Raw genomic sequence first — 26524 nt, forward strand, 5'->3', positions numbered from 1 at the left:
AAAAAAGCCTAAGAGATAACTGTTAAACAGTTTCTCCCAGGCTTTTATCCTTCCGTGACACAGCATGCTGTGAGTTTTCTCTCGGACCAGACCAGCAATGAAACGCACTGCGGAACCCTAGAAAACCTTTGACATATGCAATTACCTTTTATTATACATACTTTTTGAACTTACTCAAGGTAAAAGTTTTGCTAGCTGCGATGCCGATTTTTCCCTAATATCCGCATATGTCCCGTAACGTTTGATGCTTTATTTGGCTCTTTTCGTAAAGATTGTTGTTTTTAAAACGAAACTATTTAAGGTTGATTGGAGCGGAAGTGCGAGACTCCTGCGGGAGCAGCGGGACAGGTGAGACCCCACAGGCGTTTACGCCGAGGAGGCTCACCGCCCGCCCCGCGGAAAGCGAGCATCTGGAGGGGAAATCAACCACAACTCACTACCTGGTAAATAGCAACAAAGTATGTGAAAACAGCCTTTTATTTAAATAACGCAACGTAAGGTACGAGACTCCTGCGGGGCGAGCGCCTGGAGTGGAAATCAACAAATAATGTAGGGATAGATATGGTAGTGTAATCGGCTAAGAATTTGTGGGGTTTCAGGTCAATTTTTCGGATCTTAACAAAGAATGCTAATATAAGAAATAGATTAAAGAGGGAAAGTAGGTGGCTCTTATGGAGAAGCAGGTACATATTTTAATTGTTGAAGATGATAATGATATTAGCGGATTGCTTTGGATGAAAAAAAGTGGATATGTCCCTCAGCCGGCATTTTCAGGGACGGAAGCAATATTGTACGTGGAGAAAAAGAAATGGGATATGGTGTTGTTGGATTTAATGCTGCCAGGAATGGACGGGGAGGAAGTTCTTCGTAAAATTAGGGAGCATCATCATGTCCCTGTTTTGATTATATCCGCAAAAGGAGAACAGCAAACGAAAATAAATGGATTGCGCGCTGGGGCAGATGATTTCATTACGAAGCCATTTGATATTGAAGAAGTAATGGCAAGAATAGATGCTCATTTAAGAAGATCTTCAACCATGAAAAGAATAGAGGAAAAGAACCAGCTTACGTATAGAGGCATTACTGTGGATACTGATACGAAAATAGTTTTCGTAAATGACTTGAAGATAATACTAACGGCAAGAGGGTACGCCATTTTGGAATTACTTATTTCCTATCCTCAAAAAATATTTTCGAAAGCCAATGTGTTTGAAGCGGTTTGGGGAGATGATTATTTAAGGGATGAGAATACGGTGAACGTCCATATGAGTAATCTGAGAAGTAAATTGGCTAAAGCGAGCCCAAGTGAAGAGTATATTGATCATGACCTGTCAATGGAAAAAAAGAACGTAGTCCGCTTCTGTTTTTAGCTCAAAAAAGCCCCGAAGTCTTATCCGGGGCTTTTTTGGCTTGCTATTTAGGCATTCACTGTCCGTTTCGGGGATGGACCTTCTTTTTTATGAGATACATAGCTATGCAAGATCATTCCCATGATGACGATAAAGATGCCGAACCACGATAACGGAGAAGGAATCGGTAAAGATAGGAATAGTAATTCGCCAGCAAGGGCAAAAAGGACCTCCATCGATTGTGTTGCTTCAACTGAAGCTAATTTCTGCATATTTCCGCGTACCAAATCGGTCGCCATGAAAAAAAGGACCGTGGCGATGACTCCAGAAAATAGTGCCACCAAAAGGGATTGGAAACTCTGCATCTTCGTCGGCGCACCTACTGTAAAGAAACCGTACAAGGAAAGCAAAAACCAGAATGGAAGACTCGCCAAAGTCATTCCCAAAACCCGCTGATAAGCATCCAGACGGCCTTCGGATACTTCCATCATTTTGCGATTTCCCAAAGGGTATGCAAATGAGGCGATGACGATTGGAATCACTCCCAGCCAAAGATTGGCCATTGAAATGTGTTTGGTATGTTCCAGTTGCATCAGGATGATCCCAAGCAGAATGATCATGGACATGAGGAGGCCTTTCACAGAAACCCTTCCCCTTTGCCTTTCGATCCCATCTTTCGTTTGGACATTTTCAAAAAACAGCGGCGCAAGGAGCGCACCCGAAATGATCGTGATTTGCCAAGTGCCGGCGATCAGCCAGCCAGGTGAGTAGGCGGACGCAAAGCATAAAGGAGCATAAAATAACCCAAATCCGACAAAACTCCAAAGCAGCCAAGGACCCGGCTTTTCTCTCATCACTTGTAAAAGGGGACGCAGGTTTTTTCTGCTCCATACGATACACAACAGAAAGGGCACCATAAAGATATAACGCAGCGAAGCACTCCAAATCCAACTTCCGCCAGACAGCTCCATGGCCTGATTCAAAACAAACGTAAATGCAAAAAAGAAAGCAGAACAAATACCTAATATAATCGGACGCAATTGACTCACCTCAATCTGTTTTATGAGTCAGTAAGACTCTGGGAGGATGGCAATCGTTTCGGCTTTCTGAAAAATTTTTCAGGAATGAAAGCAGAATGAATTTTCTAAATATTATAAGCGATCAATTTAAATTGTCCTTCAAAAGCAAAAGAAAATCAACAGGATTCTTTTAAGCTAGTGAAATTCATTCTTCATGATTCGACATGAAATGAAAAGAAAGCTTGTTGGAATTGAATGAAGGCGTTTCCATTTTTGTATTTAAACTAGAAATATATACCAAAGGAAGAAGCGATAAACGTTGTCGTGACGCGTGTTATGGAGGAATTACTAATATTTTATATAAAAATCATATAGAGGCAGATAGTATATGAAGATACGAGAATTGACGAATATGGTAGGTAGTGGTATCTTAATAGAAGTGCAAATAATGTCGAATGGTGACGAAATGTATAAATGCAACATTCGCAATAAAGTTAGTGGGGTAAATTAAATGAAATCTACAGGTATTGTACGTAAAGTTGACGAATTAGGGCGGGTAGTCATTCCAATTGAACTGCGCCGAACATTAGGAATTAATGAGAAAGACGCTCTGGAGATTTATGTAGAACAAGAGCGCATCATCCTTCAAAAATATAAACCAAACATGACTTGTCAGGTTACAGGTGACGTTTCCGATGACAATATGAAACTTGCTGACGGTAAATTAATACTTAGCCCAGAAGGTGCCGAACTTCTAATTAAAGAAATTCAAGCCAGCATGGAAACTGCTAAATAATTAATATACTAGATAAATAGCATCCAAGTGTAGGGAAGGTTTTCCCTACACTTTTTTAAATTAAATGGCGAAATAATAAAAATGGTTCGATTCACGGGCGAAACCAATCTTTTCATAAAGTCTTTGCGCTTTTACATTATCCTTGCCTGTCTCCAGTGCAACCCCTTTAGCACCTGATTCACGTGCAAAAGCGATGGCCGCGTTCAATAACTCCTCGCCAAATCCCTTTTTACGGGAGGACTCCTTCACGAATAAATCATTCAATACCCATGACCGCATCATACTCACAGAAGAAAAAGAAGGATATAATTGTACAAAACCAATTGGATTTCCTTCATCAAACGCCATAAAAACCACAGACTCCCCATTTGTCAGCCTTTCCCTTAAAAACTCCCTTGCACGACCAGGATCAGAGGTTTGCTCATAAAACACCCTGTATAAATCAAAAAGTTCCGTCAGTGATTCCAGCTCATGTAATGTAGCCTTCTGTATGCTCATAAATGGACCCCCAAATGTTAGAATACTCTAAATTTACCATTTAACCATGCTATCCGCCAAATTCCGGACCGCATTTTCCAGCCCCAAAAATCAGGATGGAGCTCAAAAAGGCACCATCCTGATTTTTTCATCATGTAGAGGGCTATAAACCCAAGATGAGCAGCAAACTCATGAGATATCAGCGTTTACTCGTGAGTTTGAAGCAAATACTCGTGAGTTTAGTCGATTTACTCGCGAGTTTGGGGCAAATACTCGTGAGTTTAGTCGATTTACTCGTGAAATTGGAGCAAATACTCGTGAGTTAAGCTGTTTTACTCGTGAAATTGGAGCAAATACTCGTGAGTTAAGCTGTTTTACTCGTGAAATTGGAGCAAATACTCGTGAGTTAAGCCAATTTACTCGTGAGTTTGGAGCAAATACTCGTGAGTTAAGCCAACTTTACTCGAGTGGCTTATCTTCTAATCCGCCTGTGTTTAGGATATGTACCTTTACGTTTATATCATGTATTGAATCCTTATCTAAATAATCCTTCGGCTCGTTCATATGATTCTTTTGCCAGTATTTTGTTTCTTTGATATAAAGGGTGTTGCCTAAGTTTAAAGGGTCTGCGTTCTTTTGGAGCCCTGTTTTAAACGTTGTTTGGATTTCTTTTTTTATTTGATTTTCAAATTTTCTTTTTAATTTATCCATTTCTATTTGTGTGTCCAGTCCTTGGATTATGCCGGATACATCAATTTCAATCACAAACTTGTATTTCCCATTCTTGAAAACTGGTTTTACTTTATGATCCGGATGGGAGAAAGAGGCATAGATGTCTTGCTTATTCATGGTAATGTTCACTGGAGTTTTGTTGGTCCTTTTAGTGAGCCAGCGGACACCGCTCAATTCTTTTTCCGAGAACCAGGGCTGGGACACTTTATAGTAAATGACAAATGCACCATCCATATAGAGACTTTTTCGATTTTTATCTTTTTCCTTCCAAACTTTATCGTTCCAGGAAATGGAGGGTAAAATGGTTGTAGATGCTTTTTCCCGCTGATTGGAATAATACCTTTGGACCGTAATGGGTTGGATGAATGATCTAATCCGGTATACATCATCCGGAAAATATAATGTCGTGTATAAAGGAGACAAATTAAAAAAGCCGTTAATGGAAAATAGCTCATCCATTGAACTTTTTGTGGCAAAAATATTGGCTGAGTATCTAAGCAATTGGTTTCTGTAAATATAATCCACTATTTCTGTGCTTTGCCGATTCAAAACATTTTCACTGATTACAAATGTGGATACATGCCCTATATAGAGAGACTGTTGAGTATTGCGCATTAGTTGATTAATGGCGATTGAAATGGACCGTCCTTTTTGTTTCCCTACATATACGGGAGGGGCTTGAGTCGGCTTCGATTCCGTTTTAGCTACAGCAGCGAAGTCTACAAGTTGCGTATATACAACGTATTCCCCATCTTTGTAATCTATCCCTATAGCTGTTATATAATGAAAATCCTGGATCGTTTTTTCGTCCCAGCAACCCGAAAGTAAAAAGATTAAAGGAAGGGTCAACAAAAAGTTACAGATGCGGAACATGAAGCTACTGCCCCTTTCTGGTCTTATCTTGAGCCGCCAAGGATCGCTTGCTAAGGGAGTTCCATGGCCTCATTACTAATGAATCCAGTATTTTAATGAATCTTGGCGGGTTTAGCCCATCAAGATAAGCAACCCCGAAGGAATCCAGTCTGGATAATAAAGTGACAATGGTGAGTAAACCGATTATCATGCCGTAGATTCCATAAATGCAGCTTAGTAACAAAACAAACATACGGAGTACAGTGACGGCAGATGTTAAAGACTGGTTTACAAGTGTATAAGATGCGACAGAGGTTACGGCAGTGACCACAAGCATGGTTTGTGAGGTCAGTCCTGCCCTTATCGCGGCATCACCGACAATGAGACCGCCTACAACGGCAACTGTCTGCCCAACCGCTTTAGGTAACCTGACTCCGGATTCACGGAATAATTCAAATAAAATGAGCATGAGAATGAATTCCATCGTGGCAGATAAGGGGAGTCCCAGCCTTGAAAGGGTTATCGTGGCTAGTAACGGAAACGGCACCTGTTCAATATTGAAAGCGGAAATGGATATCCAAAACCCGGGCAATAAAATCGTTATTCCAATCCCTAAAACACGAAGAAGTCGCTCAAGGCTTACAAATAGATATGGAAGATTCGAATCTTCTGCAGTTTTTATTTGCAATAGTAAGGTAGAAGGAGCCACTATTATGGTAGGCATACCGTCGATGATCAGAATGAATCTTCCTTGATTGAGTGCTTCCACTACAAAATCAGGGCGGCTCGTGTAATGAGTGAGTGGGAATATACTATATTTAGCATTTGAAATCAATTCCTCCAGTTGTTGACTGCTCACCAATATATCAATATCAATAGAGTTAAGCTTGGACCTTACATTTTTGACCAGTTCGATGTCAATAATGTCATCCATGTACATTAGAGCGACTTTCGTTTGACTGCGCCTGCCAACGATAAAGTCTTCATAGACAAGCGATTTAGTTTTCAGACGTTTTCTGATTAAAGCGGTATTCATGGATAAATCCTCGACAAATCCATCTCTTGGACCCCTTACCGAGACCTCGAAAGAAGACTCCTCAGGCTGCCGGTTCGGAACTTTGGACAAATTTAGTGAATATAAATTTTGGCTTGACGGTATGAACAATAGGGCATTCCCAGAGAAAATCTCCTGTTGGACACTAATAAATTCACTATCAATAGTCACTTTCGTCAAATCTACCAATGGTTTTAGCTTGTTGATTGCCTCTTCCGCATCGATCCTCTCATCCAATTCCATCATTTTATTTAACTTTTCCAAAATTCCCTCGTTCAATAAACTGATATCGGCCATACCCGAGCAATAAAAAATAAGGACAGGAATGGGTCTTTCGGTTTCTCCGATATAAATCGTGTCAAACATGATATCTGAACTTGAACTGAATAACTCCCGAAAAGTCTCTTCCTTTAATTCAGGCAGGGTTGGCTCATTTTTGGATCGTTTCATTCTCATGTTTTTTCCCCTCCTTAGAATTAATGAACGTGCCGATAAATAAAAAGGTGGACAAGATGATCAAGAAATATAAAGCGCCAGGGTAGTAAAAAGTTTGGGTTATATGCAAGAACTTGAAATTACTGTAGGGAACGGTGGAGACGATAACCATAAGAAAACCTACAGCGAAGAGAATTCCTACTTTCATTTTGTTCGTTTTTCTATTACAGACTTCAGTTATTAAGAATAATGCTAGGGAAACTCGGATATAGGCCCCAGCAAGCCATTGATAAATGGAAAAGAAATCTGTATGTTCAATATATTTACCAATTGTCAGCAAACGCCATTGTTCATAGGCAGGGTATCTCATGGCTTCGGCTAATGTCGGTCCGAATTCAGCGATTCCAGCCGTTAATGGGCCGAAAACCAGAAAAACTAAACCAATACATAAGAAAACCAATGTCTTGCGACTAATCGTATCCGTAAGTTTTTCCTGAAAAAAGGTGAGTAAAACCAGTTCCATAAGACCATATGCAGCATATTGAAAGGATTTAATACCGTTAAAATAGCCATTCTCAAAAAGGGGAAGAAGATGACTATAATCTTTAGTTGGTATATTTCCAGTCGCAACCAAAATGCCAAGTAACACGACTACGGGCAATAATACGGAAGAACTAATGGCAATGGAGCGCATACCTGAATGGACAAGGAATATGCATAGCAGTGTAAACGGGATGATTATGGCCAAACTTGGGGTTTCAAAAAGAAAGGTTGTAGTGATCCAATCTATCGTTTCCTTTGTGGTAGCCAATACAAGGCTGATCAGGTAAATCACTATAAAGAATAAAGCGATATTTTTAATATGTTTCCCAAATCTATTTTCAAGCCAATCCGTCAGGGATTGATTATTCATATTCTTGATTATCCTCGATAATATGTAGACCCATATCGGGATCAACCCAATCGTAATGATAGTAAAAAACCAAGCATCCCTTCCGCCGGTGGATAGGAGGAAAGGGATCAAAATAACGTGATTAAGAAGGCCGATTGATAAAAAGAAGATGCTAAGGGTTTGTATCGAACTAATTTTCTTCAAGATGATCCTTTCCCCATTTCCATTGTTTAAAGATTGGATTGATGCAGATGCCATTCTTTTGTTATGGTTGCTTAATGTGGAAATAGTATACGTGCTAATGATATGGATTAAATTTCCTGATGGTTAATGATGAGCAGGAGAGCAAAGCAAAGTATGCCGGAAAAAGGATTTGTCTTAATCGAGAAAGAATATATATAGATGCTATTTTTATTGAACATCAAGGGGGAATGAAGATGGATTTAAGATACCCGATTGGGAAGTTTCAGTTTGACGGGGAAATTACTAGTGGTGTAGCCGAAGGGTGGCTCAACGAGATTGAAGCTATGCCTCGGGTTCTGCGGGAAGCAGTAGGGAACATGGATGATGAACAGCTTGATACGGCTTATCGTCCCGGAGGATGGACGGTCCGCCAAGTGGTGCATCATGTTGCTGATAGTCATATGAACGCGTATATTCGCTTCAAATTGGCCCTTACGGAAGAAAGTCCTGTCATTAAACCGTATGAGGAGGGGAAATGGGCAGAGCTGCCTGATTATGATTTGCCGATTGATGTTTCTCTATCACTAATCGAAGGTATACATATTCGAATGGGCAAACTTTTATCGGGTCTTCATGCAGATGACCTGAGCAGAACATTCATCCATCCTGATTCAGGAGAGGTGACAGTCGGTGAAAATATAGGAATTTATGCATGGCACGGACGCCATCATCTGGCTCACATTACTACTTTATCAAAGCGCCAGGGATGGTGAATATGACTGAGAAAGGTGTGATTACTGTGAACGCCGATGTGAAAATCGAACAAATAACATCAATCGAAGACCATCTTAATGAACTGTCCGACCTTTTGGTGCAAGTGGTGGATGATGGTGCGTCCATCGGTTTCTTACCACCCATGAAACAGTCTGAGGCCATTGATTACTGGGGTAGTGCAATGCATCCTGATGTGATTCTGTTGGTCGCTAAGTTACAGGGTAAGATTGTCGGGAGTGTACAGTTACATTTATGTTCAAAGCAAAATGGCGGCCATCGAGCGGAAATCGCAAAATTAATGACGCATACTGGTTATAGAAGAAATGGCATAGGACGTTCACTCATGCTAGAGGCTGAGAAGAAGGCCAAACAGGAAGGGCGGACATTATTGGTCCTGGATACGAGGGAAGGAGATCCTTCAAATCTCCTGTATACCTCATTGGGATATATTCAGGCAGGCAGGATTCCTGAATATGCGAAATCTGCAAATGGTGAATTCCAACCGACCATTTTTTATTATAAAAATAATCTCGGGTAACGAATTGAATGGGGGGAATCCAAGTGCAAGCTTCAATCGAAAAAGATGGTAATGGGATTATCGCAAGATTCGATCGCCTGCTCAATCATTCGGTTGAAAAGGTATGGGGTGCTTTAACGGAGAATGATAAGTTGGAAAAGTGGATGTCCAACCTGGAAATGAAGGACCTCCGAAAAGATGGGACGATAAAATTCAATTTCAATGATGGGTCAGGGAAATCTTTTGATATGAAGATCAGGGACTTCCGGGAATCTGCCGTTTTAGATTTTGAATGGGGGGACGGCTGGGTTCGTTTCGAGGTATCCCCTGAAAAGGATGGATGCTCATTGGTATTGAAAGAATCCATTACGCCAGTTAATGATCATACATCAAAAGATTTGGCAGGCTGGCATATTTGCCTTGATATGTTTAGTGATTTACTTGATGGACACCATCAGGACTTCCAAATGGATGAATGGGAAAAATGGCATAAGGAATATACGGCTGCCGTCAAACGAATGGATGGATAATGGATGTGTGACAGGCAGCAGGATACATAAGGAAGCGGAACAATGAATTTCGGCCAAAGCCGAAGTGATGCTTCTGCCATGAAGGAAGTTTTTTATTGATATTCCAGTTGGCTCCATGTTAAGATGACTTTAACTTTTAAGAAATGGAGGTTTTCCTTGTGACATATATCAGACTGCGTTTCCAATCTTTGAACCGTTAATTGAATACGTTCAAGAGCTCTGCCGTCCGCAGGGGAAATGGGAATGGTCTGTCTATTTTTAAGGAAACCTTCATTTTACGCATTTAAGAAAAAAGAGACCCAACCTCTTTTTTTGTGTCCAGCTGTAGCCGGGGCAACCTTTGTGATCATAGGTTTTCACGATTCCAGTTGAATTTAAAATGGAAGAATTTATATAAAGGGAGAATTACATTACCTATCCAAGGGTCATTTTGGATAGATGTAAGATTCTTCATTGTATTGACCAAACCGAAGGCCAGTGGGAGATTGATTTTTTATCGTGAAAATAGTCATCCTCTCAGGTTTCTTTAGATAGGTTCTGATCCATTTACTCTAAACACAGGCAAATAGCCTGTGTTTTTTTTAGGGCATTAAGAACAAATATTGAAAATAGATTGAGGTGTTTAAGAGATGAAATCAATAAATGAACAAGTAAAGGACAATTGGAAAAAGAATATCACCCTTTTTCTAGGCAGTCAGACGATATCCCTCTTTGGTTCGTCCTTGGTCCAGTATGCCATCATGTGGTATATCACATTGAATACACAGTCGGGTGTCATGATGACGATATCCATCGTTTGCGGTTTCGTGCCCACCTTCATACTCTCCCCAATCGCGGGGGTATGGGCAGACCGCTATAATCGGAAGATACTGATCATTCTTTCGGATTCTTTGATTGCCATTTCAACGCTCATATTGGCCATCTTGTTTTTAATCGGCTACGATGAGCTATGGCTGCTTTTCGTCATGTCCGCTGTCCGCGCAATCGGAACTGGAATCCAGACTCCTGCAGTCGGGGCCATTCTCCCGCAACTTGTGCCAGAGGATAAGCTTACGAAGGTGAACGGGACAAATGGAAGCATTCAAGCGCTAGTGATGCTCGTTTCCCCCATGGTGAGCGGCGCGCTGCTTACGATGGCTTCAATCGAAACCATTTTCTTCATTGATGTGATTACAGCTGCAATTGCCATCTTCACATTGCTGGCCTTTTTGAAAATTCCAGCACATGCGAAGGCATTACAAAAGCAAACAACCAGCTATTTCACCGATTTGCAAGAAGGCTTCAGTTATATCAGGAATCACGACTTTCTTAAGAAGTTCTTTATGTTTTTCGCATTTTTCTTCGTGCTTGCCGCACCAGTTGCATTCCTAACACCGCTTCAAGTCACACGCTCTTTCGGGAATGATGTTTGGCGGTTGACTGCGATAGAAATCACCTTTGCCATCGGTATGATGCTAGGCGGGGTTTTCATGGCTTCCTGGGGAGGCTTTAAAAACAAGATCCATACGATGACACTTGCAAGCCTTATAATTGGTGCCTGTACTTTCGCTCTTGGAATCATCCCCGTTTTCTGGATTTACTTGATCATCATGGGGGTAGTGGGATTGGCGATGCCCATTTTTAATACGCCGTCCATGGTCTTGTTACAGGAGAAGATCGAGGGTGATCTTCTTGGGAGGGTATTTGGTGTTTTAGGAATGATCTCGACTTCCATGATGCCCCTGGGAATGCTTATATTCGGACCGATATCCGACATCATTAAAATAGAATGGCTCCTTATAGGAACTGGTATATTGCTGTTCATTCAAGGTTTTTTCCTACTGGGCAGCAAAGTGTTGATCGAAGCCGGAAAACCTATCTCCAAAGATGCCTCCGAGTAATGGGGCACGGAACGACATGTCAGGCTGAAGGATTTTTCAGCATGCCGGATATTTATTCTTGTAGAAAGATGATACCATGAAATTCATCATTGATTAGGGAAGGAGGAAAAGATGGGTTTTTTGGGGAAATTATTTAATTGGATGGTAGTTATCGGAATGATTCTGCTTATAGGACGATTGATTACGATGGCGTTCATATTTCTGGAAATTCCATTTACGACCTTTTTTAAGGACTACAGTCTCATTTCGATCATCATTTTAATAATAGGTGCAATTGGTCAGCAATTCACCAAGCCGGGTAAAAAGTAAAATGAGTTATCACCTTTCCTTTTCATGAAAAGAATCAGCTTCGAATTCACTAGACCGAGATATTCTAATGTCGGTCTAGTTTTTTATTTAGTAAATGTTCCAGTTGATTTCAGAAATCCGCTCCCTTTCCGCCGACAGTCTGCCAAGCCTCCTCGACGCAAGCGTCTGCGGTGTCTCGTCTAGCTAGTTATTCGGCAGGAGTGTCGCAAATTTCTTCCATCGATTAAGGTTATAGTAAAAAAACATGAAGAATAATCTAGTCTTAAGAATATTGGGATGAGACTAGCCTAGAGTTTTCTTAATAAATGTTCCAGTTGATTTCAGAAATTCGCTCCCTTTCCGCCGACTGCCTGCCAAGCCTTCACAGCATGCATTAGTGGGGTCCCGGCCCTTGGAAAGCGAGTGTCTGGAGGCAACGCTCACATTTTACGATGGGCTTTGTTTTTCGGGTCACGAATGCATTATTTATTCCCATCATTTTCACTGACATGCATTTCTTGTTTAATTTCATTCATCCTGTTTTTTCCCCATTCATACATCATTTCAACGATCGGCAGCAAGGTCATTCCAAGTTCAGTCATGGAATATTCGACTTTTGGAGGGATCTCGGGATATACCTCCCGATGGACGATGCCGTCTTCCATTAGTTCACGTAATTGATTCGTTAAGATTTTATGGGATATTTTCGGAAAAAGCCTTTGAAGTTCACTGAATCTGTGCGGGCCTTCAACACCTAAATGCCATAGAATGACGATTTTCCATTTGCCGCTGAATATGGATAAAGTAAGTTCTTTTTCGCAATTATAATAGCCGTTTAAGATCTTTTCTTTGATTTCATCTCTTAATGTTTCTGACATGGACATTAGCTCCTTTTTTATTTTACCAGTAACCTTAAGGTAACCTCCGCACATAAAAGTGCATTCTTCACAGCGCCGATTACGAGCGTTACAATTTGAGTGTCATCAGACAATTCAATTCAGGAGGCAATATATATGAGTAAAAAAGCATTACTAATTATACCACCAGAACGTTTTAATGAAGATGAATTATTTCAGCCGAAGGAAGTATTGGAAAATGCGGGCGTGGCAGTGACGATAGCCAGTACGAAAACAGGAGAAATAACTGGTGACTATCAAGGCAAGGCTTTGGCAGAGGTGATCTTTTCTGAAGTTTCAGCAAGTGATTATGATGCAATCGCAGTAATTGGGGGATCAGGTACGAATGATCATCTATGGGGTAACCAAGAACTGCAAAGTTTTTTGAAACAAGCGCATGAACAAAAAGTTCTTGTAACGGGAATTTGTGCAGGTTCTGTCACTGTAGCGAAAACAGGTTTACTTTCTGGACGTAAAGCTGCTTGTTACCCAGTTGATGTTCAAATTGACGAATTGAAAGCCAATTCCGCTGAATATGTAAAACAGCATGTCGTTGCGCATGGTGATATCATAACGGGTGATGGTCCGGATGGCGCAAAAGAATTCGGAGAAAGCTTAGCAGCAGCATTACGCTAAATCGCGTTTTATTGCTGACTTAATATCCCCTATGTGAAACCCTTGGATTCTATACAATCCAAGGGTTTTTTTATTTGAAAATGGAATGCGAACTTTAGACCTATTAATTTATCCGTTATTGGTGATTGACAAGGGGTTGATAGGTATATAGTATGTTTATGTGGAAAAATAAAGTAAGTGATCGTAATTTAGGAAGGATCCATTTTGAGCATAGATTGAATCTTTGTTTTCACACATAAGGGCATTTGCAGGCCAAATAAAAGGGGGAAAGTATTGATGAGAAGTTCATCGATTGACAAGAAAGAAAAAGTAAAGAGAAGGATATCGCTCCGGATAAAATGGTTACTATTTATATGTACATCCGTTTTTCTCGCGATCGTCGTATCCGTTTCGATAATGGGGGCAAAGGTGACTTCCATTTTTAAGGAAGATAGTACGTCCATCAACGAAAGCTCGGCCCAAAATGCAGCGGCACAAATCAATTTGAGCATGGCCACGTATGAAAATTCGCTAGAGCAATTATCACAGCTGGTTTCCAATCAGATCAAGAACGGTGATTCAATCAAGGATATCCAAAAAACGTTAGAGGCTTTTCAAAAGAACAATGAGGATTTAATTTCCGTTTATTATATGGATGGATCGGATGGTTCCTTGTATGCTTCTCCCCAAATGGATTTCAAACAGGATGCCAGGGAGACAAAGACTTATACGCAGCTGACCGAAAGACCAGAAACGAAATGGATGGATGTGTATAAAGATGGAGGTTCGGGAATGATCATGACTTCCGTTGTCACGCCCGTTTTATCGGACGGGAAAATGGCAGGGGCCCTGGGTTATGATATCGACCTTGCGACAATCGGGAAAATGAGGTCAACCATCGAAAAAGATTCCACTAGCAATCTGGTGATATTGGATTCACAAGGGTTTATCGTGAGTTCATTCATGAAGGATATGGACGGGAAGAATATGAATCCTGACAAAAGCGGCATGGAAGAAGGTGTGGAGGATTTCATTATGGACACTGACCGATTCAGTTCAGAGTTCAAGTGGGTGGCCGACATGTATAATGGGGGCGGAAAAGCGAACCAACCCTTGACGTTGGATGGTGAAGATTACACAGGTGAATGGAGTACGGTCCCTGAAGTGAACTGGAAGGTGTTGGCGCTCACACCAGACAAAATACTGCAATCCAAGCTGGGTGACATTACTAGAATTGTACTGGTATCAGGTATTTTAGGTCTTTTATTCGGGATGGTATGTGCTCTTTATCTAGCAGGAAAGTTAACGAAAATCATGGCCGACTTCCAAAAAATCATAGAAAAGACGGCGAATGGGGATTTAGTGACCGAATTTGCCATTAAATCCAATGATGAGATTGGGGACTTGAGCAAAAGCTATAACTCGATGTTAGGGAAATTAAGAAGATTGGTTGAGAAGGTAAATGGCAATGCGGAATCGGTGACAAATGCCAATTCCGGCTTAAGCCAAATAGCTGCTGAAAATAGTGCGGCCATTACAGATGTTTCACGCGCGATAGAAGAGATTGCAGCGGGTGCTTCGAATCAATCTGAACAGGTGGAGCACGGTGCGGGTACGATCCAGGTCCTTAGTGGAGAAATCGATGGGTTATCAAAAAAATCAAGGGAAACCCAGTCCGTATTGGAACTTGCATCTGAAAAAATAGAGTCAGGGAAACAACAGGTAAGTGGTTTGGAAGCGTCATACCATAAATTAGAAGTGGCGTTTTCTGCAGTCACCAGCATGAGCTTAAGACTTGTGGAAAAATCAAAAACCATTTCAGATGTCACGAATGCCATTTCGAAAATATCGGAACAAACCAATTTATTATCTTTGAATGCATCTATAGAAGCTGCAAGGGCAGGTGAGTCCGGCAAAGGTTTTGCTGTCGTGGCGAATGAAGTAAGGAGCTTGGCTGATGATTCAAAAGAAGCTACAAAAAATATTCAAGCAATCATCCAAAGCATTCTGTCAGATATAGAGGAATTGCTGAAAACGACAAATGAAACGAATCAAATCAGCAAGGATCAGAAAAATGCCGTGAACACGGTAAGTGAAGCCATGAAAGAGCTGGAAGATTCCGTCGGGAAAATATCCAATTCGATTCAGGAAGAAACACAATCCATTGAAAGCATCAATCAACAAAAAGAAACGGTTATTAAAGTGATAGAAGAAATCACCGCCGTATCACAGCAAACGACAGCTTCATCAGAAGAAATTGCATCATCCATGGAGGAACAAGCTGCTTCTTCCAATCAACTTGCTCAATATACACAGCAGCTTACACAGTTAATAAATGATTTGGAGCAGACGCTAGGGGAATTCCAGATAGAGAAGTAGGGAATAACAAGTGTTGCAAAAAGGGAGGCCATTACAGTGGTTTCCTCTTTTGTTAGATTGCCATTTCATCATTCTGAAAGGTGAATCGCTGGGACGTCTCTCTATGGTGGACAAAATCAATAGAAGCACAAAAGTATAATTTAGAGGATCGGGTCAAGTATCCATGCTTTTTTTACAAAGGGGAATAATATATAGGAATCGGACAAGTCGGCACGGATATTAGAAGCTTCACAAATTTATATGCGATAGATTCATAGTAACGAGAGGGGAATGCCATTTAGCTTTCCCCTTATTTACTTCTGCTAGATGATGGGTGTACCAATGGGTTTGGGTTCCTGATCAATAACCCATCGCCTTCGTAATCAATTTCCGTTTGTTCTCATGCAAAATCTCAAATACGTTTCCCTTCCAAAACTATGCTGCATATCTTCCATTTTTATCAAAGTGTTCACTCCTATTTCGTCATCCTCATCATAAATGGCAAGCCGTATATGCACGACTTTATCATGACCGGGATTTCTTTAATCTACGTTTACCCATACTGCCAAGATAAACAAAATCCTCTAGGAATTCTTCGATTTCCAACTTTTCTCGATGAGGTATAGGAATAATGATTTGCTTTTATGTGTTTTATTGAATCCGACTGTTGGTTTTTTGTAAAAAATAGGCTAAAGGTTTCATTATTTTTACCGATAATATTATTGTTGTGAGCATTAAGGTGCATCTGATTGAGTGGATGATAGGATAGAAGATTCGTATGATGGGATTTACATGAACATCGTAAATATATAAATATTTCAGCATATAAAGGAAGGTTAAAATGTTTAATGGAAAAATAAGCTGTATGATACTGACATTGGTATTCATGGTTAGTTTCACTTTCTTACCTGGTTTAAAGGCCGAGGCTGCAGATCCTGTGCATACTGTAATCTCTGGCGAAACGGTGGAATCGATTGCTAAGACATATGATATATCGGCTGAACAATTGATGAAGACGAATGGTTTACCGGATGATAAATTATTTGCGGGCCAAAAGTTGACAATCATTCAAACGGCGTATACTCCTTCCATCTATCAATGGTCGGAGAGAGGAAAAAAAATTGCGAAATATGCGAGATCTTTCATAGGGTTTAAAAAGACAGCTGGAGAGGAGACGCCTGAAAAAGGATTCGATTCGAGCGGATTGATTCATTGGGTGCTTTCCCGGCAAAATGTGCCGGTTGACCGTTTGACAGTAGATGGTTTTTACAAGCAAGGGATGGATACAGCCACTCCGAAAACTGGGGATATAATATTCTTTCTGGAAAAAGACAGCTTAAGAGTGGTGACTGCGGGTATTTATGTCGGCAATAACCAATTTGTCAATTCTGGATATGGTGCGGAAACGGTTCAGGTGAGATCCACTACAGAAGATTACTTTGCAAAATACCAAGTGGCGTACAAAACATATACGCCTAAAGGAGAGCATATCGTCCAAACGGGAGAAACGCTTAAAAGTATATCGGAGAATTACAGTATTTCCATGAGTACGATCAAAAGTCGTAACGCTTTAAATACCGATGAGTTGATGCAAGGGCAGTATCTTCAACTATACAGCAACCCGTTATATCCGTTTTATGTAAACCAGGAGGCTGCATATGATAAGGCATATGATGTCATCAAGTATGCATACACTTTACGCGGATTCACCTATGTTTTCGGGGGAGACGATCCAATGACCGGAATGGATTGCAGCGGCTTCATATATTGGGTCATGAAGGAGCAGGGCCTTTCGGTAAAACGAGGTTCCGCCGAGGAATACTTTTCATTGGTGCCCAAAATTGATAATCCAAAGGCAGGGGATTTAGTATTTTTTAGCGACACAGGAACAAGGCTAGGTGTGACCCATGTAGGTATTTATTTGGGTGATGGACGTTTTCTCCATACAACGGAAAACGCAGGCGTTCATATTTCCAACCTTTCGTCAGGTTATTTTGCCGAGAAATTCGAAAGCTTCGGTCAAGTTGAAAGCCTCATGGACTAAAGAAGGTCTTCAACCTGTTTATATTCAAGAGTCGCTTTTTCAATGGCAGTAACGAACCGTTTAAGAAGATTACAGTGATTGACCCTGTTCTTACTGGTAAAGTCATCACCTTTGAAAAAGCTTTTTCTGAGCTTTGCGGAAAGTTCCAATTGCACGCCTGCACCCGTTTTGGATGTGTTGGTGATGTTGTTTCCATTCATGCCTGAAAGGTGCTGAGGTGCATGATCAGTTTGAAAGCCGGCTTTGTTGAGGCATTGCTGGATAAGGTTCTTATATGGTTCGTTCCTTCCGCCAATGTAAACCAGCGCATTATGTACGTCGTAGTGGCCATGGATCGAAAGGGTGGTCTGAGCATTCGCTGCCATCGAAACGCCGCTCGGTTCATTGAATAAGCGGGATGTTATATGGAGGACCTGGTTGCCCCTTGGTTTTAGGCCTTCGAATAGGTAGGTGCTTGCACAAAGTCTCTCTCCAAGTGCGGCTGCAACTTCACTCGTACCTGGTTCGATATTCCCGCCATGGATGGCTAGAACTGCAATATCAGGATTCCTGTGATGAACGATGATGCGGTAATCAAGGTATTCTTGTTCATTTTCCTGCAGTTCAAAAAAATCGGTATAGCTATTTTCAATCATGATAATCCTCCGTATCTGTAGTGTATCTGAACTTCCATACCCGTTGACGGCAAAAATAAAAAAAGCGGGGATGCCCCAGCTTTTTTTATTTTTCGACTGTTGTATATTGTTCTATTTTCTTTTGCTCGTCAGGTGTTAACGTTTCTGTCCGTTTAAACGTATTCATTGTTACAAGCAGGGCTGCTACAAGAAGGACAGGTATTACCCAGCTTGTTATTTTTTTTACGATATTCATATTCGAAATCCCCTTATACAACGCTAAAATTCATATGATATTTAGAAAAGGAGGGGCTGGATTGCCTGTTTATTGCTGAGCTTTCCAGCTTCCGTTTCTTCTTTTATCTCCTGCTCCGGATATTTGTCCATTTTTCTCGTTTTTAACGAGTCCTTGAACCCCGCCATAATACATGGGGGAAATCTTCTGAATGACTTCATATCCTGAATCTTCCAAGTCGGATATGGTTTCATCCGAATGCCTTGATTCTGTATAAATCTTCTTTCCATCAAAGACGAACCGATTACGGTCGACGATATCCTGCAATGAGCCTTCATTTTCTGTATAAGAATACAGAACCTGCATCAATACTTGCGGAATCCTATCACCGCCTGGTGAGCCGATCCCGATCGATTCCCGCCCAGGTTTCTTGAGAATGGTCGGAGCGGTGAAAGTTCTTGACCGTTTATATGCCTCTTGAGAGTTCAAGCCGGACCTGAAATTTTTCAATTGATCGTTAAGGAAAAATCCATTTGTATAATCCCCAGATCCGAAAAAGTTACTGAGCGTATTTGTTGTGGAAACGACAGTGCCATTTTTGTCCATTATCACAAAGTGTGTCGTACTTTCATGTTCTTCGGAACCATTCGATTCTTTATCTTCCCATTTTTCACTTTTTATCTTATTTTTAAGATTATCCAAGTGAATGGGGGAGAGCAATTTTTCCGCCTTGGAGTGACTTATTCCATCTCCAACATGGACGGTCCGATCTTGATAAGCAGTATCCGTGATGCCCCCCAAGACTTTCATATAAGCTGATTTGCTTGAAGAATCACCTAGGTTCATTTCCTCGGCTAGCTTTAACATTTCAAGAACGGTAATTCCTGAAAAGGGCGGAGGGGCGGTAAAAACATCATAACCGGCAAATGTTCCTTGGACCGGTTTCCGTTCTTTCACCTCATAGCGCTTTAAATCCATCAAGTCGATATCTGATTCCCTTTTAATATCCCGCGCAATTTCCCCTTTATAAAAACCATCAGGACCTTCCTGCTGGATCTCCTTCAATGTTTCAGCAAGTCTTTCCTGGACGAGGGTTTTGCCTGGTTCAATGGCATCACCATCAGGATAGAAAAGTGAAGTCGCATCGGAGGATATCCTTGGCTGGGCCGCTTCTAAGCGTGATGATAACGATTCGTCGACTTCAAATCCTTCTTCAGCCAAATCTATCGCCGGCTGAAGAAGGTCTGCCATTGGTACGCTCCCATACTTATCACTGATGACCTGCATTCCGGCCACTAAGCCAGGAATCCCTGTATCGTGTCTTGAACTTGGGTCTTCTGGGGAGGATTCACGATAATCGATAAATTCGGGTTCGCCGGATTCCGGGGCAATCAGCATACCTCCGCCGCCGCCCACGCCAGATCCATAAGGTTCGACTACACCTAATACATACGATACCGCAATGGCGGCATCAGCCGCCGTTCCGCCGTTTTCCAATATATCCATACCGACATCTATTGCGATTGGATTTGAAGAACTGACCCCATATGATTGTTCCGTTTTACTCTTTATCGGATCATTCGTGTCAGAAATAGGGGGTGTCTTCGAACATCCAGCAATATATATGAGCAAGCTTAGGGATATGAGCACTTTTCCCGTCATACGGTTAATCATCGGTTGTTCCCCCTTTTCGTTGAGCTTCTAAGTTGTGTATCTTCATTCTTCAAATAGTAGTGATAAAGCGTTCCTTACTGAATGGGTTGCATTTCCGGTTGTTTAGCTTGTACGGCCTTTTTGTCTTGTAGGGCCTTTTTCTCTTGTGCTGCTTTTTTCTCTAGTGCAGCTTTCTTTTCCATTGCTGCCTTTTCCTCTTGTTCACGCTGTGCCTTATGATCGATTACCTTCTTGTGATCCAAGGTAATCTCGATGCGATCCTCTTTTTTAGACCACTGGACTTTTTCACTCGTTTCCTTCGTCAACTGCCGGTAAACACGTGATTTGTCAATGGAAGAGGTAGCTGGCCTTGGTGTTGCTTCTTCAATTTGCAGCGGTACGACATCGATTGTAGCTTTTCCGTCTTCCGCTAAATGGTATTGAACCATGGCTGAATCCTTTGTGCGTGTCCAGCCTTGATCGAATATGAAATTTCCTAGACTATAGAAAATGATTCCATCCTTATAAACATCGAACGATTGAAGCACGTGGGGGTGATGCCCGATGATGATGTCAGCGCCCGCATCGATGATAGCTTTAGCCAAGTCTTTTTGCCGATCGGTTGTTGAGGTTGAATACTCTTGTCCCCAGTGCATATTCACCACAACCAAGTCTGCATTGCCTTGCTTGGCATTCCTTGCTTTGCCGATCATTTCAAATAATAAATCAGGATTGGAGTTCAATAGTCCGGCTTTATCATTTTTTGATACGGCATCCTTACCGTAAACATCTGTGAAGCCAAGTGTTGCAACACGTACGCCATTAACATCCGCATAGTCGATGCTGTTTTTTGCTTCCGCAGTGTTCGATCCAACACCGACATAGTGCATATCCTCACTTTTGAATTCATCAATCGTGTCAAGGAGTCCTTGTTCTTCATAGTCCATCATATGGTTATTTGCCAATGACACCACAGAGAAGCCAGCATCTTTAACGGCTTCCACACCACTAGTATTGGAGTTTAACCGGATGGGCGTATCTGCTTCCTTGTAGTTAGATACCTCTTCTTTTAAAGCGGTATGTTCATAATTCCCACTGACATAATCCGAATTGGCAAAATAGGGTTTTATATACCGGAAGAGGTATTCATACCCGTGCTTTTCCGTCACTTCTTCAACATAACGTCCCATCATCACATCACCGACCATTGTCATCGTCAATGGTTGATCGGATTTTGTTGCGACTGTTTTCACTTCCTCAGCCCGTCCCATCCAAGTGGTAATGACTAAAGCGATTAGTAATATAGGTAGTATGATTCCAGTGTATTTAAGATTTTTTTTCTTCGTGCGTTTAATAAAGATAAGTGTTTTTTCTTTTGCATTTAAAGTCCGTTTCATTTTTTGCACCTCAGAATAGGTAATACACGTTCATTAAACCGAAAGTTAAACCGGATAATAAAAGCGTGCTGCCAAGTGTCAATGGCATTCCTTGTCTTTGTATGGTATTCGCTATCAATCCAGGTACGATTATACCGATTCCCCGAAACTCGAATATTTCAAAGGGCATGACAGGGTAGACTAAGTCCAATAGGAGTTTCAAGCAAATCCCGGTCACCATCATGGCGGCGAATTTTCTTCTTCCATATAAAATCACCCATCTTGAAAGGCCGTGGGTGACGATTAAATAAGTTACGACACTAATGATCAAAATGGTCAGCATGATTTCCCATTGATCAAATACTAATGCCAAATAACCTGGCACGATAAGTCCTGCGGGTACGACACCCGTCTTTTCTGAAAATATAAGGCTAAGCGTTACTCCCAGTACTAGGGCTACATATAAATCCGATCCAAACATTAAGGTTCCTCCTACTTAACTTGCTTTTTGCTTTGTTTTAGATTTCATGAATGCTTCAATTAATGGTTCCGCTGCACCGTGAATATTCCCGACACCGTAGACGATGCGATTTTTCATCAATGGGCGGAGACGGGCCACGATTTCTTCAGTTGACCAGTTTTCTAAATCCCAATATTCTTTAGTATCCAATTTACCTTGCTCGAATACCCTTGTAATCGGTGATGTGGTTTCACCAATGGCAATGACGATTTCAGATTTTATGTAAGGCAATACATCTCTTGCAAACTGCTCAGTACGGTCCACACGATCGGCACGGCAATTCATGATGACGATAGGAGGTTCTGTGCTGTATCCGAACGTATTGACACGTTCCCATATGTTCAGCGTCGATGACGCATCATTTGCAGCAAAGCCATTGACAAAGAAAGTTGGCTGGATGGGATCTCCGAATTTGGTGATCCGCATGGCACCTGGATCGGGATGCGCATTCAACATGCCGCGAAAAGCCGTTTTTTCATCAATGCCCAATGCTTCAGCAACGGCCAAGGCCAGTGATGCATTATCAGGAAATACCATATAGTCGAATTCACGCAGGAACTCTTCCGATATTCTGGAGTTGTCTGCAACGATTACTTTTGTGTTGCGTTCTTTGGCAATTTGCTTGAAAAAGTCCAAATATTCACTTTCGATGGTTATTAAGTGACCATTATGGGGAATGGTAGCAGTGAAGGCTTCAGCAACCTCATCCAATGTCGGTCCCATGACATCCATATGGTCTTCCAATACATTCACGATGACCCCAATGTTTGCCTGGATCATTTTGTTTTGAAAGATTAGTTGATAGTCAGGCTGTACGGCCATGCACTCACAAACCAGTGCTTCCGTGCCTAAGTCGGCAACTTCTTTAACTACACGCCGTTGTTCTCCTATGTTGGGTCCTTCCGGGCGTCGTACAATCGGTTTTTCCTTGTCGGTAAACCAATAGATCATTCTTGCTGATGTTCCGGTTGTTTTACCTACTGTTTTGTATTTAGCTTCCTGGATCACACCTGTAATTAGACGCGTTACAGTCGATTTCCCTCGAATCCCATTCACATTCACACGTACCGGGATGGAGTCGAGACGCTTCTGATGGCGTTTTTGTTCAAAAATGCCATAGCCAAGCAAAAAGATCGCACAAATAAATATTGGTGCCATTTTTTAACCTCTCTTTTTTTCAAATATTTGAATTACTGAATACACACTACATGATTTTAAACTTAATAGGCAAGAGTCAATTATTCTATCGTAATATAGTTATCGTCAACTTTTTCAAATATATGTATATTAGAGTGTAATAGTATCTAATGGGATAAATTGTTTTATGAGTACAAAGATATGGCTGAAAATCGAGGGAATCGAGGTTTTATTTGCACTAAATTATGGAAAGTTTAATAAAAACCCATTTTGGTCAAAAGCAAAATAGTTTTATGAGTATTTGAACCTAATTCATAATGGCTATATTTGAATAATAATTAATTTTTAAAAGTGAGGTTTATTACAGTTTATTAATTGTTTATACCCATTGTTTGACATAAACGTTACAATTTTTATGCATTTGTCATTCAATGTGAAATATTGCATCTAACGACTCAATTAGTTGAACTCTTTTGAATATGGATAAAGATGAGTAAAAGAACACATCTCTTTTTTAAAAATATTTTTCGGTTTTTCCTTGGTAAATACCCGTGGGTCTATAATTGAACTTTTACCTAAAACATGAAATAAACTAAAGTTAACCCATTTCTTTTAAAAAATACCTAGTTTCTTCTATAGATATAGTGTTTATAGAAGAATGAAAAATAAAAAAGCTCAGAGGTATATCTGAGCTTTCGGCTTATATATTGTAAATGAATGTAATGGTCACGGATCTCCGTTAATCATGGAGAGATTTAACTTTTGTGGGTCTTGAGTTACAGCATGGGTAGCTGATAATGGAAGGAATCAGGTTAACTGGATTTCTTTCTGTCAGAAATCTCAAGGTTGGAGCCCTTTTTACCGCCATCAATCACATAAAGTCTAGGAGCTAATCTCCTTCTTTTTCCTTGATTGTCAGGATTCATCTTCATATAATTTTCGTATTCTTTGCGAAAGAATTCTTCGGTTTCCCGTTCCAGTGCTTTTCTTTCTTTAAAATCTGCGATGAATTTGAAAAAACGTTTCATATGAATTCCTCCTTATGGGGTTAAAAGGTCTTAGTTTAATAGTAACATATCGTTGGTGAAGTTTAACCTTTTTTTACAAATTTGGAGTGGAAAATATGTTTTTGTGTGAATAAAGTTGTGAATGGTTTGATTCGAGAGAAAGCATGCAATCGATATTTACTGAGCATATGGGCCCGTGCATGGTGTTGAAAGGAAAGGACAGGACAGGATTTTCAGGTATTGGAAGTAATCATTATTTAAGTTAAAATATTCCTTTAATTATATTCATTATACACTAAATATTCTGAAAACAAAGGAAAATATTCACTTCCAGCCGCTTTTGATAGATTTGCTTTTTTAATGGTTCATTATTGTGTATAGTTATATATTCCCCGAATATACGAAAATGAAACAACGCTTATAATAGGAGAAAAAAAGCAAGTTCCCGCATTCAAGTAGCGGGAACTTGCTAGTGTCATAATTGGAATTTCTTAACCTGTGCAGTCAGCAATTCCGCCGAAGATGCAAGTTCACTGGCATGATTCGTGATTTCATCCATCGAAGAGCTGGATTGCTGAGCGGAGGCTGAGACTTGTTCGATTCCTGCCGCGGACTCTTCAGAAACGGCAGCGATATCTTCGATAGCCTGATTGATTTTTTTGCTATTTGTGGAGATATAGTTCAATTCTTCGGTAATATGCTGTATTTTCATTTCCATATTCCCGACAGAGTGATTGATTGTTTCAAAGGTTCGGCCTGTGAGTGTGATCTGTTTCGTGCCTTCATCCACTTGAGTATAACCATCTTCCAGGGAGTGGACGACTGTTTTTGAACCCGTTTGAATGGCGGAGACAATATTGGTGATAACCCCAACGGAGTGTGTGACCTCTTCAGCGAGTTTCCGCACTTCATCGGCGACGACGGCAAAGCCCTTGCCATGTTCACCAGCACGAGCGGCCTCTATGGCTGCATTCAGCGCCAATAGATTGGTTTGATTGGATATATCTTTGATGACCTGCACAAGCTGCGAGATTTGCTGTGATTGAGAATCGAGCTCTTTCACTTGCTCTACGGCATTTTTGACAATCCCATCAATACTTTGCATCTGTTGGACCGAACTGCGCATTAAAGCGGTGCCGTCCTTGGTCAAGGAAAGGATTTCGGTTGAACTTCTAGCCACATCCGCTCCTTCCAGGTGGGCCAACTCGATCCTGCCAGTGAAATCATCCATCATGCGAACCATTTCGGCTGCCCGGCTGGCTTGTGACTCCGAACCTTCCGAAAGTTCATACATCGTAGACGCTATTTGCTTGCTGCCCTGCTGCACTTCATTTGCTGATTGATTCAGATCCTCGCTTTGGTTGGTAACGGATTGCGAAACAACGAGCATTTTTTCGATCGTATCACGAAGGTTTTTCTGCATTAGGTTGGCGGAGACCGTTAATTCGCCCAGTTCATCATATGACTTTTGCTCCAGGGGCTCATGATTCAGCTCTCCGTCAGCCACCATTTTCATCCTGTCCCTAATTTTAAGGAGGGGGGTGGTAATGAGGTTGGCAGTAACAAGCGCCAGCACAAGGCCGATAAGGACTGCTGCAATGGATAAGATGATACTTGTCGTCTTGACCGATTTCCCGCTTTCGATGACGGTTTTACCTGAAGCGACAATCAATTCCTCGCGTTTAGAAGCAAGCTCCTTGAAACCCTCCATTACTTCATTGCTGATTGGCGCCACTTCATTTTTGAGTATCTCTTTAGCGCGTTCTTCATTTCCTTTTTCATACTGGATAAATACCCGTTCTACAATCATCGTCCTCCAATCCACGCTCTTCTCGATCAATTCCTTTGTTTTATCAGAATCGCTTAAGGCTAGGAGTTCCTCCTGGATGACCTGGCTTTCTTCGGTATATTGTAAGAACCTTTCTTTATAACTCTCGTCGCCATATAGAATATAGGCCCGGACGAATGCGGTTCTTTGTGCTAGATTATATAGGAGCTTTTCGTCTTGGATAAGAAGCGGAAGTTCCCTTTCGATGATATCCTGGGAGTATGCCAGTGACTTGTTGCTGCTATAAATGTTGAATGCTCCTAAGATGACACATAAAGATATGATGAGTGAAAATGCCACCAATACCTTTGATTTAATGCTTTTCAAATTATTGGACCCCTTTATCGATATTTTATTCACTCTTTTTATCGTATTTTTAATGTGATTTTTAAGTAATGAAAAGTTAACCAAATTTTCCACCAGGTTTAATGTTCACTTTATATAAACATCTTGATTTCTTATC

25 protein-coding genes and 1 riboswitch are annotated in these 26524 nt (G+C 41.0%); of the genes, 11 read left to right on the forward strand and 14 right to left on the reverse strand.

The features are described from left to right. Positions 1–31: 31 nt before the first annotated feature. A riboswitch (guanidine-I (ykkC/yxkD leader) is annotated at positions 32–132 on the reverse strand. Positions 133–671: 539 nt separating this feature from the next. After that, entirely contained in the window at positions 672–1370 is a 699-nt protein-coding gene (locus tag ACZ9AO_RS19750) for a response regulator transcription factor (RefSeq protein ID WP_476109993.1), read from the forward strand. Positions 1371–1417: 47 nt separating this feature from the next. Here ACZ9AO_RS19750 and ACZ9AO_RS19755 read toward each other — a convergent pair whose 3' ends face one another. Then, on the reverse strand, positions 1418–2389 hold the full coding sequence (locus ACZ9AO_RS19755; RefSeq protein WP_054399921.1) for a DMT family transporter: 972 nt from the start codon (positions 2387–2389) through the stop codon (positions 1418–1420). Positions 2390–2879: 490 nt separating this feature from the next. On the opposite strand from ACZ9AO_RS19755, the gene ACZ9AO_RS19760 reads away from it, so the two are divergent. Next, entirely contained in the window at positions 2880–3164 is a 285-nt protein-coding gene (locus ACZ9AO_RS19760) for an AbrB/MazE/SpoVT family DNA-binding domain-containing protein (RefSeq protein WP_048677948.1), read from the forward strand. Between the two features lie 60 nt (positions 3165–3224). Here ACZ9AO_RS19760 and ACZ9AO_RS19765 read toward each other — a convergent pair whose 3' ends face one another. Continuing rightward, a complete protein-coding gene (locus ACZ9AO_RS19765; protein ID WP_476109995.1) occupies positions 3225–3662 on the reverse strand; it encodes a GNAT family N-acetyltransferase in 438 nt (145 codons plus the stop codon). A gap of 155 nt (positions 3663–3817) precedes the next feature. Between ACZ9AO_RS19765 and ACZ9AO_RS19770 the strand changes: the two genes are divergently transcribed. Beyond that, entirely contained in the window at positions 3818–3967 is a 150-nt protein-coding gene (locus ACZ9AO_RS19770; RefSeq protein ID WP_476109997.1) for a hypothetical protein, read from the forward strand. Positions 3968–4100: 133 nt separating this feature from the next. On the opposite strand, the gene ACZ9AO_RS19775 is transcribed toward ACZ9AO_RS19770, so the two are convergent. From ACZ9AO_RS19775 to ACZ9AO_RS19785, 3 genes are read right to left on the reverse strand one after another with little or no spacing between them, the layout of a single operon-like run. Continuing rightward, on the reverse strand, positions 4101–5246 hold the full coding sequence (locus ACZ9AO_RS19775; protein WP_251541878.1) for a Ger(x)C family spore germination protein: 1146 nt from the start codon (positions 5244–5246) through the stop codon (positions 4101–4103). Positions 5247–5250: 4 nt separating this feature from the next. Continuing rightward, complete coding sequence (locus ACZ9AO_RS19780; protein WP_476109999.1) at positions 5251–6735, reverse strand: spore germination protein; 1485 nt, start codon at positions 6733–6735, stop codon at positions 5251–5253. Beyond that, positions 6710–7810: an endospore germination permease gene (locus tag ACZ9AO_RS19785; protein WP_476110001.1), complete on the reverse strand. Its 1101-nt coding sequence runs from the start codon at positions 7808–7810 to the stop codon at positions 6710–6712. Before ACZ9AO_RS19785 ends, ACZ9AO_RS19780 begins: the two co-directional genes overlap by 26 nt. 233 nt (positions 7811–8043) lie before the next feature. Between ACZ9AO_RS19785 and ACZ9AO_RS19790 the strand changes: the two genes are divergently transcribed. The 5 genes from ACZ9AO_RS19790 (at position 8044) to ACZ9AO_RS19810 (ending at position 11799) form a co-directional block, all read left to right on the forward strand. Further along, a complete protein-coding gene (locus tag ACZ9AO_RS19790; RefSeq protein ID WP_419721561.1) occupies positions 8044–8562 on the forward strand; it encodes a YfiT family bacillithiol transferase in 519 nt (172 codons plus the stop codon). A 2-nt stretch (positions 8563–8564) separates the two neighbouring features. Further along, positions 8565–9101, forward strand: coding sequence for a GNAT family N-acetyltransferase (locus ACZ9AO_RS19795; protein WP_251541873.1), 537 nt, complete (start codon positions 8565–8567; stop codon positions 9099–9101). A gap of 23 nt (positions 9102–9124) precedes the next feature. Continuing rightward, positions 9125–9610, forward strand: coding sequence for an SRPBCC family protein (locus ACZ9AO_RS19800; protein WP_251541872.1), 486 nt, complete (start codon positions 9125–9127; stop codon positions 9608–9610). A 629-nt stretch (positions 9611–10239) separates the two neighbouring features. Beyond that, complete coding sequence (locus ACZ9AO_RS19805) at positions 10240–11490, forward strand: MFS transporter (RefSeq protein WP_476110003.1); 1251 nt, start codon at positions 10240–10242, stop codon at positions 11488–11490. 111 nt (positions 11491–11601) lie between these two features. After that, positions 11602–11799, forward strand: coding sequence for a hypothetical protein (locus tag ACZ9AO_RS19810; protein WP_251541870.1), 198 nt, complete (start codon positions 11602–11604; stop codon positions 11797–11799). 461 nt (positions 11800–12260) lie between these two features. On the opposite strand, the gene ACZ9AO_RS19815 is transcribed toward ACZ9AO_RS19810, so the two are convergent. Further along, entirely contained in the window at positions 12261–12656 is a 396-nt protein-coding gene (locus ACZ9AO_RS19815) for a winged helix-turn-helix transcriptional regulator (RefSeq protein WP_048687547.1), read from the reverse strand. Between the two features lie 135 nt (positions 12657–12791). Between ACZ9AO_RS19815 and ACZ9AO_RS19820 the strand changes: the two genes are divergently transcribed. The 3 genes from ACZ9AO_RS19820 (at position 12792) to ACZ9AO_RS19830 (ending at position 17691) form a co-directional block, all read left to right on the forward strand. Continuing rightward, on the forward strand, positions 12792–13310 hold the full coding sequence (locus ACZ9AO_RS19820) for a DJ-1/PfpI family protein (protein WP_048687548.1): 519 nt from the start codon (positions 12792–12794) through the stop codon (positions 13308–13310). 276 nt (positions 13311–13586) lie between these two features. Continuing rightward, positions 13587–15668, forward strand: a complete 2082-nt coding sequence (locus ACZ9AO_RS19825; protein ID WP_476110132.1) for a methyl-accepting chemotaxis protein — start codon at positions 13587–13589, stop codon at positions 15666–15668. Positions 15669–16488: 820 nt separating this feature from the next. Further along, positions 16489–17691 (forward strand): C40 family peptidase, encoded by a 1203-nt coding sequence (locus tag ACZ9AO_RS19830; protein WP_476110006.1) that lies wholly within the window; start codon positions 16489–16491, stop codon positions 17689–17691. On the opposite strand, the gene ACZ9AO_RS19835 is transcribed toward ACZ9AO_RS19830, so the two are convergent. The 8 genes from ACZ9AO_RS19835 to ACZ9AO_RS19870 form a co-directional block, all read right to left on the reverse strand. Further along, complete coding sequence (locus ACZ9AO_RS19835) at positions 17688–18326, reverse strand: poly-gamma-glutamate hydrolase family protein (RefSeq protein ID WP_251541865.1); 639 nt, start codon at positions 18324–18326, stop codon at positions 17688–17690. The two genes, ACZ9AO_RS19830 and ACZ9AO_RS19835, sit on opposite strands and share 4 nt — an antisense overlap. 85 nt (positions 18327–18411) lie before the next feature. Continuing rightward, entirely contained in the window at positions 18412–18561 is a 150-nt protein-coding gene (locus tag ACZ9AO_RS19840; RefSeq protein WP_153246158.1) for a CapE family protein, read from the reverse strand. 69 nt (positions 18562–18630) lie between these two features. Next, positions 18631–20214, reverse strand: a complete 1584-nt coding sequence (locus tag ACZ9AO_RS19845) for a gamma-glutamyltransferase family protein (protein WP_476110009.1) — start codon at positions 20212–20214, stop codon at positions 18631–18633. Positions 20215–20288: 74 nt separating this feature from the next. Further along, the gene (locus ACZ9AO_RS19850) at positions 20289–21590 is read right to left on the reverse strand and encodes a CapA family protein (RefSeq protein ID WP_476110010.1); all 1302 of its coding nucleotides are present in this window, start codon (positions 21588–21590) and stop codon (positions 20289–20291) included. Positions 21591–21600: 10 nt separating this feature from the next. Next, positions 21601–22050, reverse strand: coding sequence for a poly-gamma-glutamate biosynthesis protein PgsC (pgsC, locus tag ACZ9AO_RS19855; RefSeq protein ID WP_048687555.1), 450 nt, complete (start codon positions 22048–22050; stop codon positions 21601–21603). 15 nt (positions 22051–22065) lie between these two features. Beyond that, entirely contained in the window at positions 22066–23247 is a 1182-nt protein-coding gene (gene pgsB, locus ACZ9AO_RS19860; protein WP_048687556.1) for a poly-gamma-glutamate synthase PgsB, read from the reverse strand. A 791-nt stretch (positions 23248–24038) separates the two neighbouring features. Continuing rightward, a complete protein-coding gene (locus ACZ9AO_RS19865; RefSeq protein ID WP_063594475.1) occupies positions 24039–24254 on the reverse strand; it encodes a hypothetical protein in 216 nt (71 codons plus the stop codon). Positions 24255–24708: 454 nt separating this feature from the next. Continuing rightward, the gene (locus tag ACZ9AO_RS19870) at positions 24709–26388 is read right to left on the reverse strand and encodes a methyl-accepting chemotaxis protein (protein ID WP_476110012.1); all 1680 of its coding nucleotides are present in this window, start codon (positions 26386–26388) and stop codon (positions 24709–24711) included. Positions 26389–26524: the final 136 nt, after the last annotated feature.

This window comes from Peribacillus sp. TE19612, from assembly GCF_056279465.1.

What these genes read in the sequence shown, in the direction of transcription:
- ACZ9AO_RS19750 (WP_476109993.1), top strand. Translation starts at nt 672, where the DNA reads ATGGAGAAGCAGGTACATATTTTAATTGTTGAAGATGATAATGATATT.
- ACZ9AO_RS19760 (WP_048677948.1), top strand. Translation starts at nt 2,880, where the DNA reads ATGAAATCTACAGGTATTGTACGTAAAGTTGACGAATTAGGGCGGGTA.
- ACZ9AO_RS19765 (WP_476109995.1), bottom strand. Translation starts at nt 3,662, where the DNA reads ATGAGCATACAGAAGGCTACATTACATGAGCTGGAATCACTGACGGAA.
- ACZ9AO_RS19770 (WP_476109997.1), top strand. Translation starts at nt 3,818, where the DNA reads ATGAGCAGCAAACTCATGAGATATCAGCGTTTACTCGTGAGTTTGAAG.
- ACZ9AO_RS19775 (WP_251541878.1), bottom strand. Translation starts at nt 5,246, where the DNA reads ATGTTCCGCATCTGTAACTTTTTGTTGACCCTTCCTTTAATCTTTTTA.
- ACZ9AO_RS19780 (WP_476109999.1), bottom strand. Translation starts at nt 6,735, where the DNA reads ATGAGAATGAAACGATCCAAAAATGAGCCAACCCTGCCTGAATTAAAG.
- ACZ9AO_RS19790 (WP_419721561.1), top strand. Translation starts at nt 8,044, where the DNA reads ATGGATTTAAGATACCCGATTGGGAAGTTTCAGTTTGACGGGGAAATT.
- ACZ9AO_RS19795 (WP_251541873.1), top strand. Translation starts at nt 8,565, where the DNA reads ATGACTGAGAAAGGTGTGATTACTGTGAACGCCGATGTGAAAATCGAA.
- ACZ9AO_RS19805 (WP_476110003.1), top strand. Translation starts at nt 10,240, where the DNA reads ATGAAATCAATAAATGAACAAGTAAAGGACAATTGGAAAAAGAATATC.
- ACZ9AO_RS19810 (WP_251541870.1), top strand. Translation starts at nt 11,602, where the DNA reads ATGGGTTTTTTGGGGAAATTATTTAATTGGATGGTAGTTATCGGAATG.
- ACZ9AO_RS19815 (WP_048687547.1), bottom strand. Translation starts at nt 12,656, where the DNA reads ATGTCAGAAACATTAAGAGATGAAATCAAAGAAAAGATCTTAAACGGC.
- ACZ9AO_RS19820 (WP_048687548.1), top strand. Translation starts at nt 12,792, where the DNA reads ATGAGTAAAAAAGCATTACTAATTATACCACCAGAACGTTTTAATGAA.
- ACZ9AO_RS19825 (WP_476110132.1), top strand. Translation starts at nt 13,587, where the DNA reads ATGAGAAGTTCATCGATTGACAAGAAAGAAAAAGTAAAGAGAAGGATA.
- ACZ9AO_RS19830 (WP_476110006.1), top strand. Translation starts at nt 16,489, where the DNA reads ATGTTTAATGGAAAAATAAGCTGTATGATACTGACATTGGTATTCATG.
- ACZ9AO_RS19835 (WP_251541865.1), bottom strand. Translation starts at nt 18,326, where the DNA reads ATGATTGAAAATAGCTATACCGATTTTTTTGAACTGCAGGAAAATGAA.
- ACZ9AO_RS19840 (WP_153246158.1), bottom strand. Translation starts at nt 18,561, where the DNA reads ATGAATATCGTAAAAAAAATAACAAGCTGGGTAATACCTGTCCTTCTT.
- ACZ9AO_RS19845 (WP_476110009.1), bottom strand. Translation starts at nt 20,214, where the DNA reads ATGATTAACCGTATGACGGGAAAAGTGCTCATATCCCTAAGCTTGCTC.
- ACZ9AO_RS19850 (WP_476110010.1), bottom strand. Translation starts at nt 21,590, where the DNA reads ATGAAACGGACTTTAAATGCAAAAGAAAAAACACTTATCTTTATTAAA.
- pgsC (WP_048687555.1), bottom strand. Translation starts at nt 22,050, where the DNA reads ATGTTTGGATCGGATTTATATGTAGCCCTAGTACTGGGAGTAACGCTT.
- pgsB (WP_048687556.1), bottom strand. Translation starts at nt 23,247, where the DNA reads ATGGCACCAATATTTATTTGTGCGATCTTTTTGCTTGGCTATGGCATT.
- ACZ9AO_RS19865 (WP_063594475.1), bottom strand. Translation starts at nt 24,254, where the DNA reads ATGAAACGTTTTTTCAAATTCATCGCAGATTTTAAAGAAAGAAAAGCA.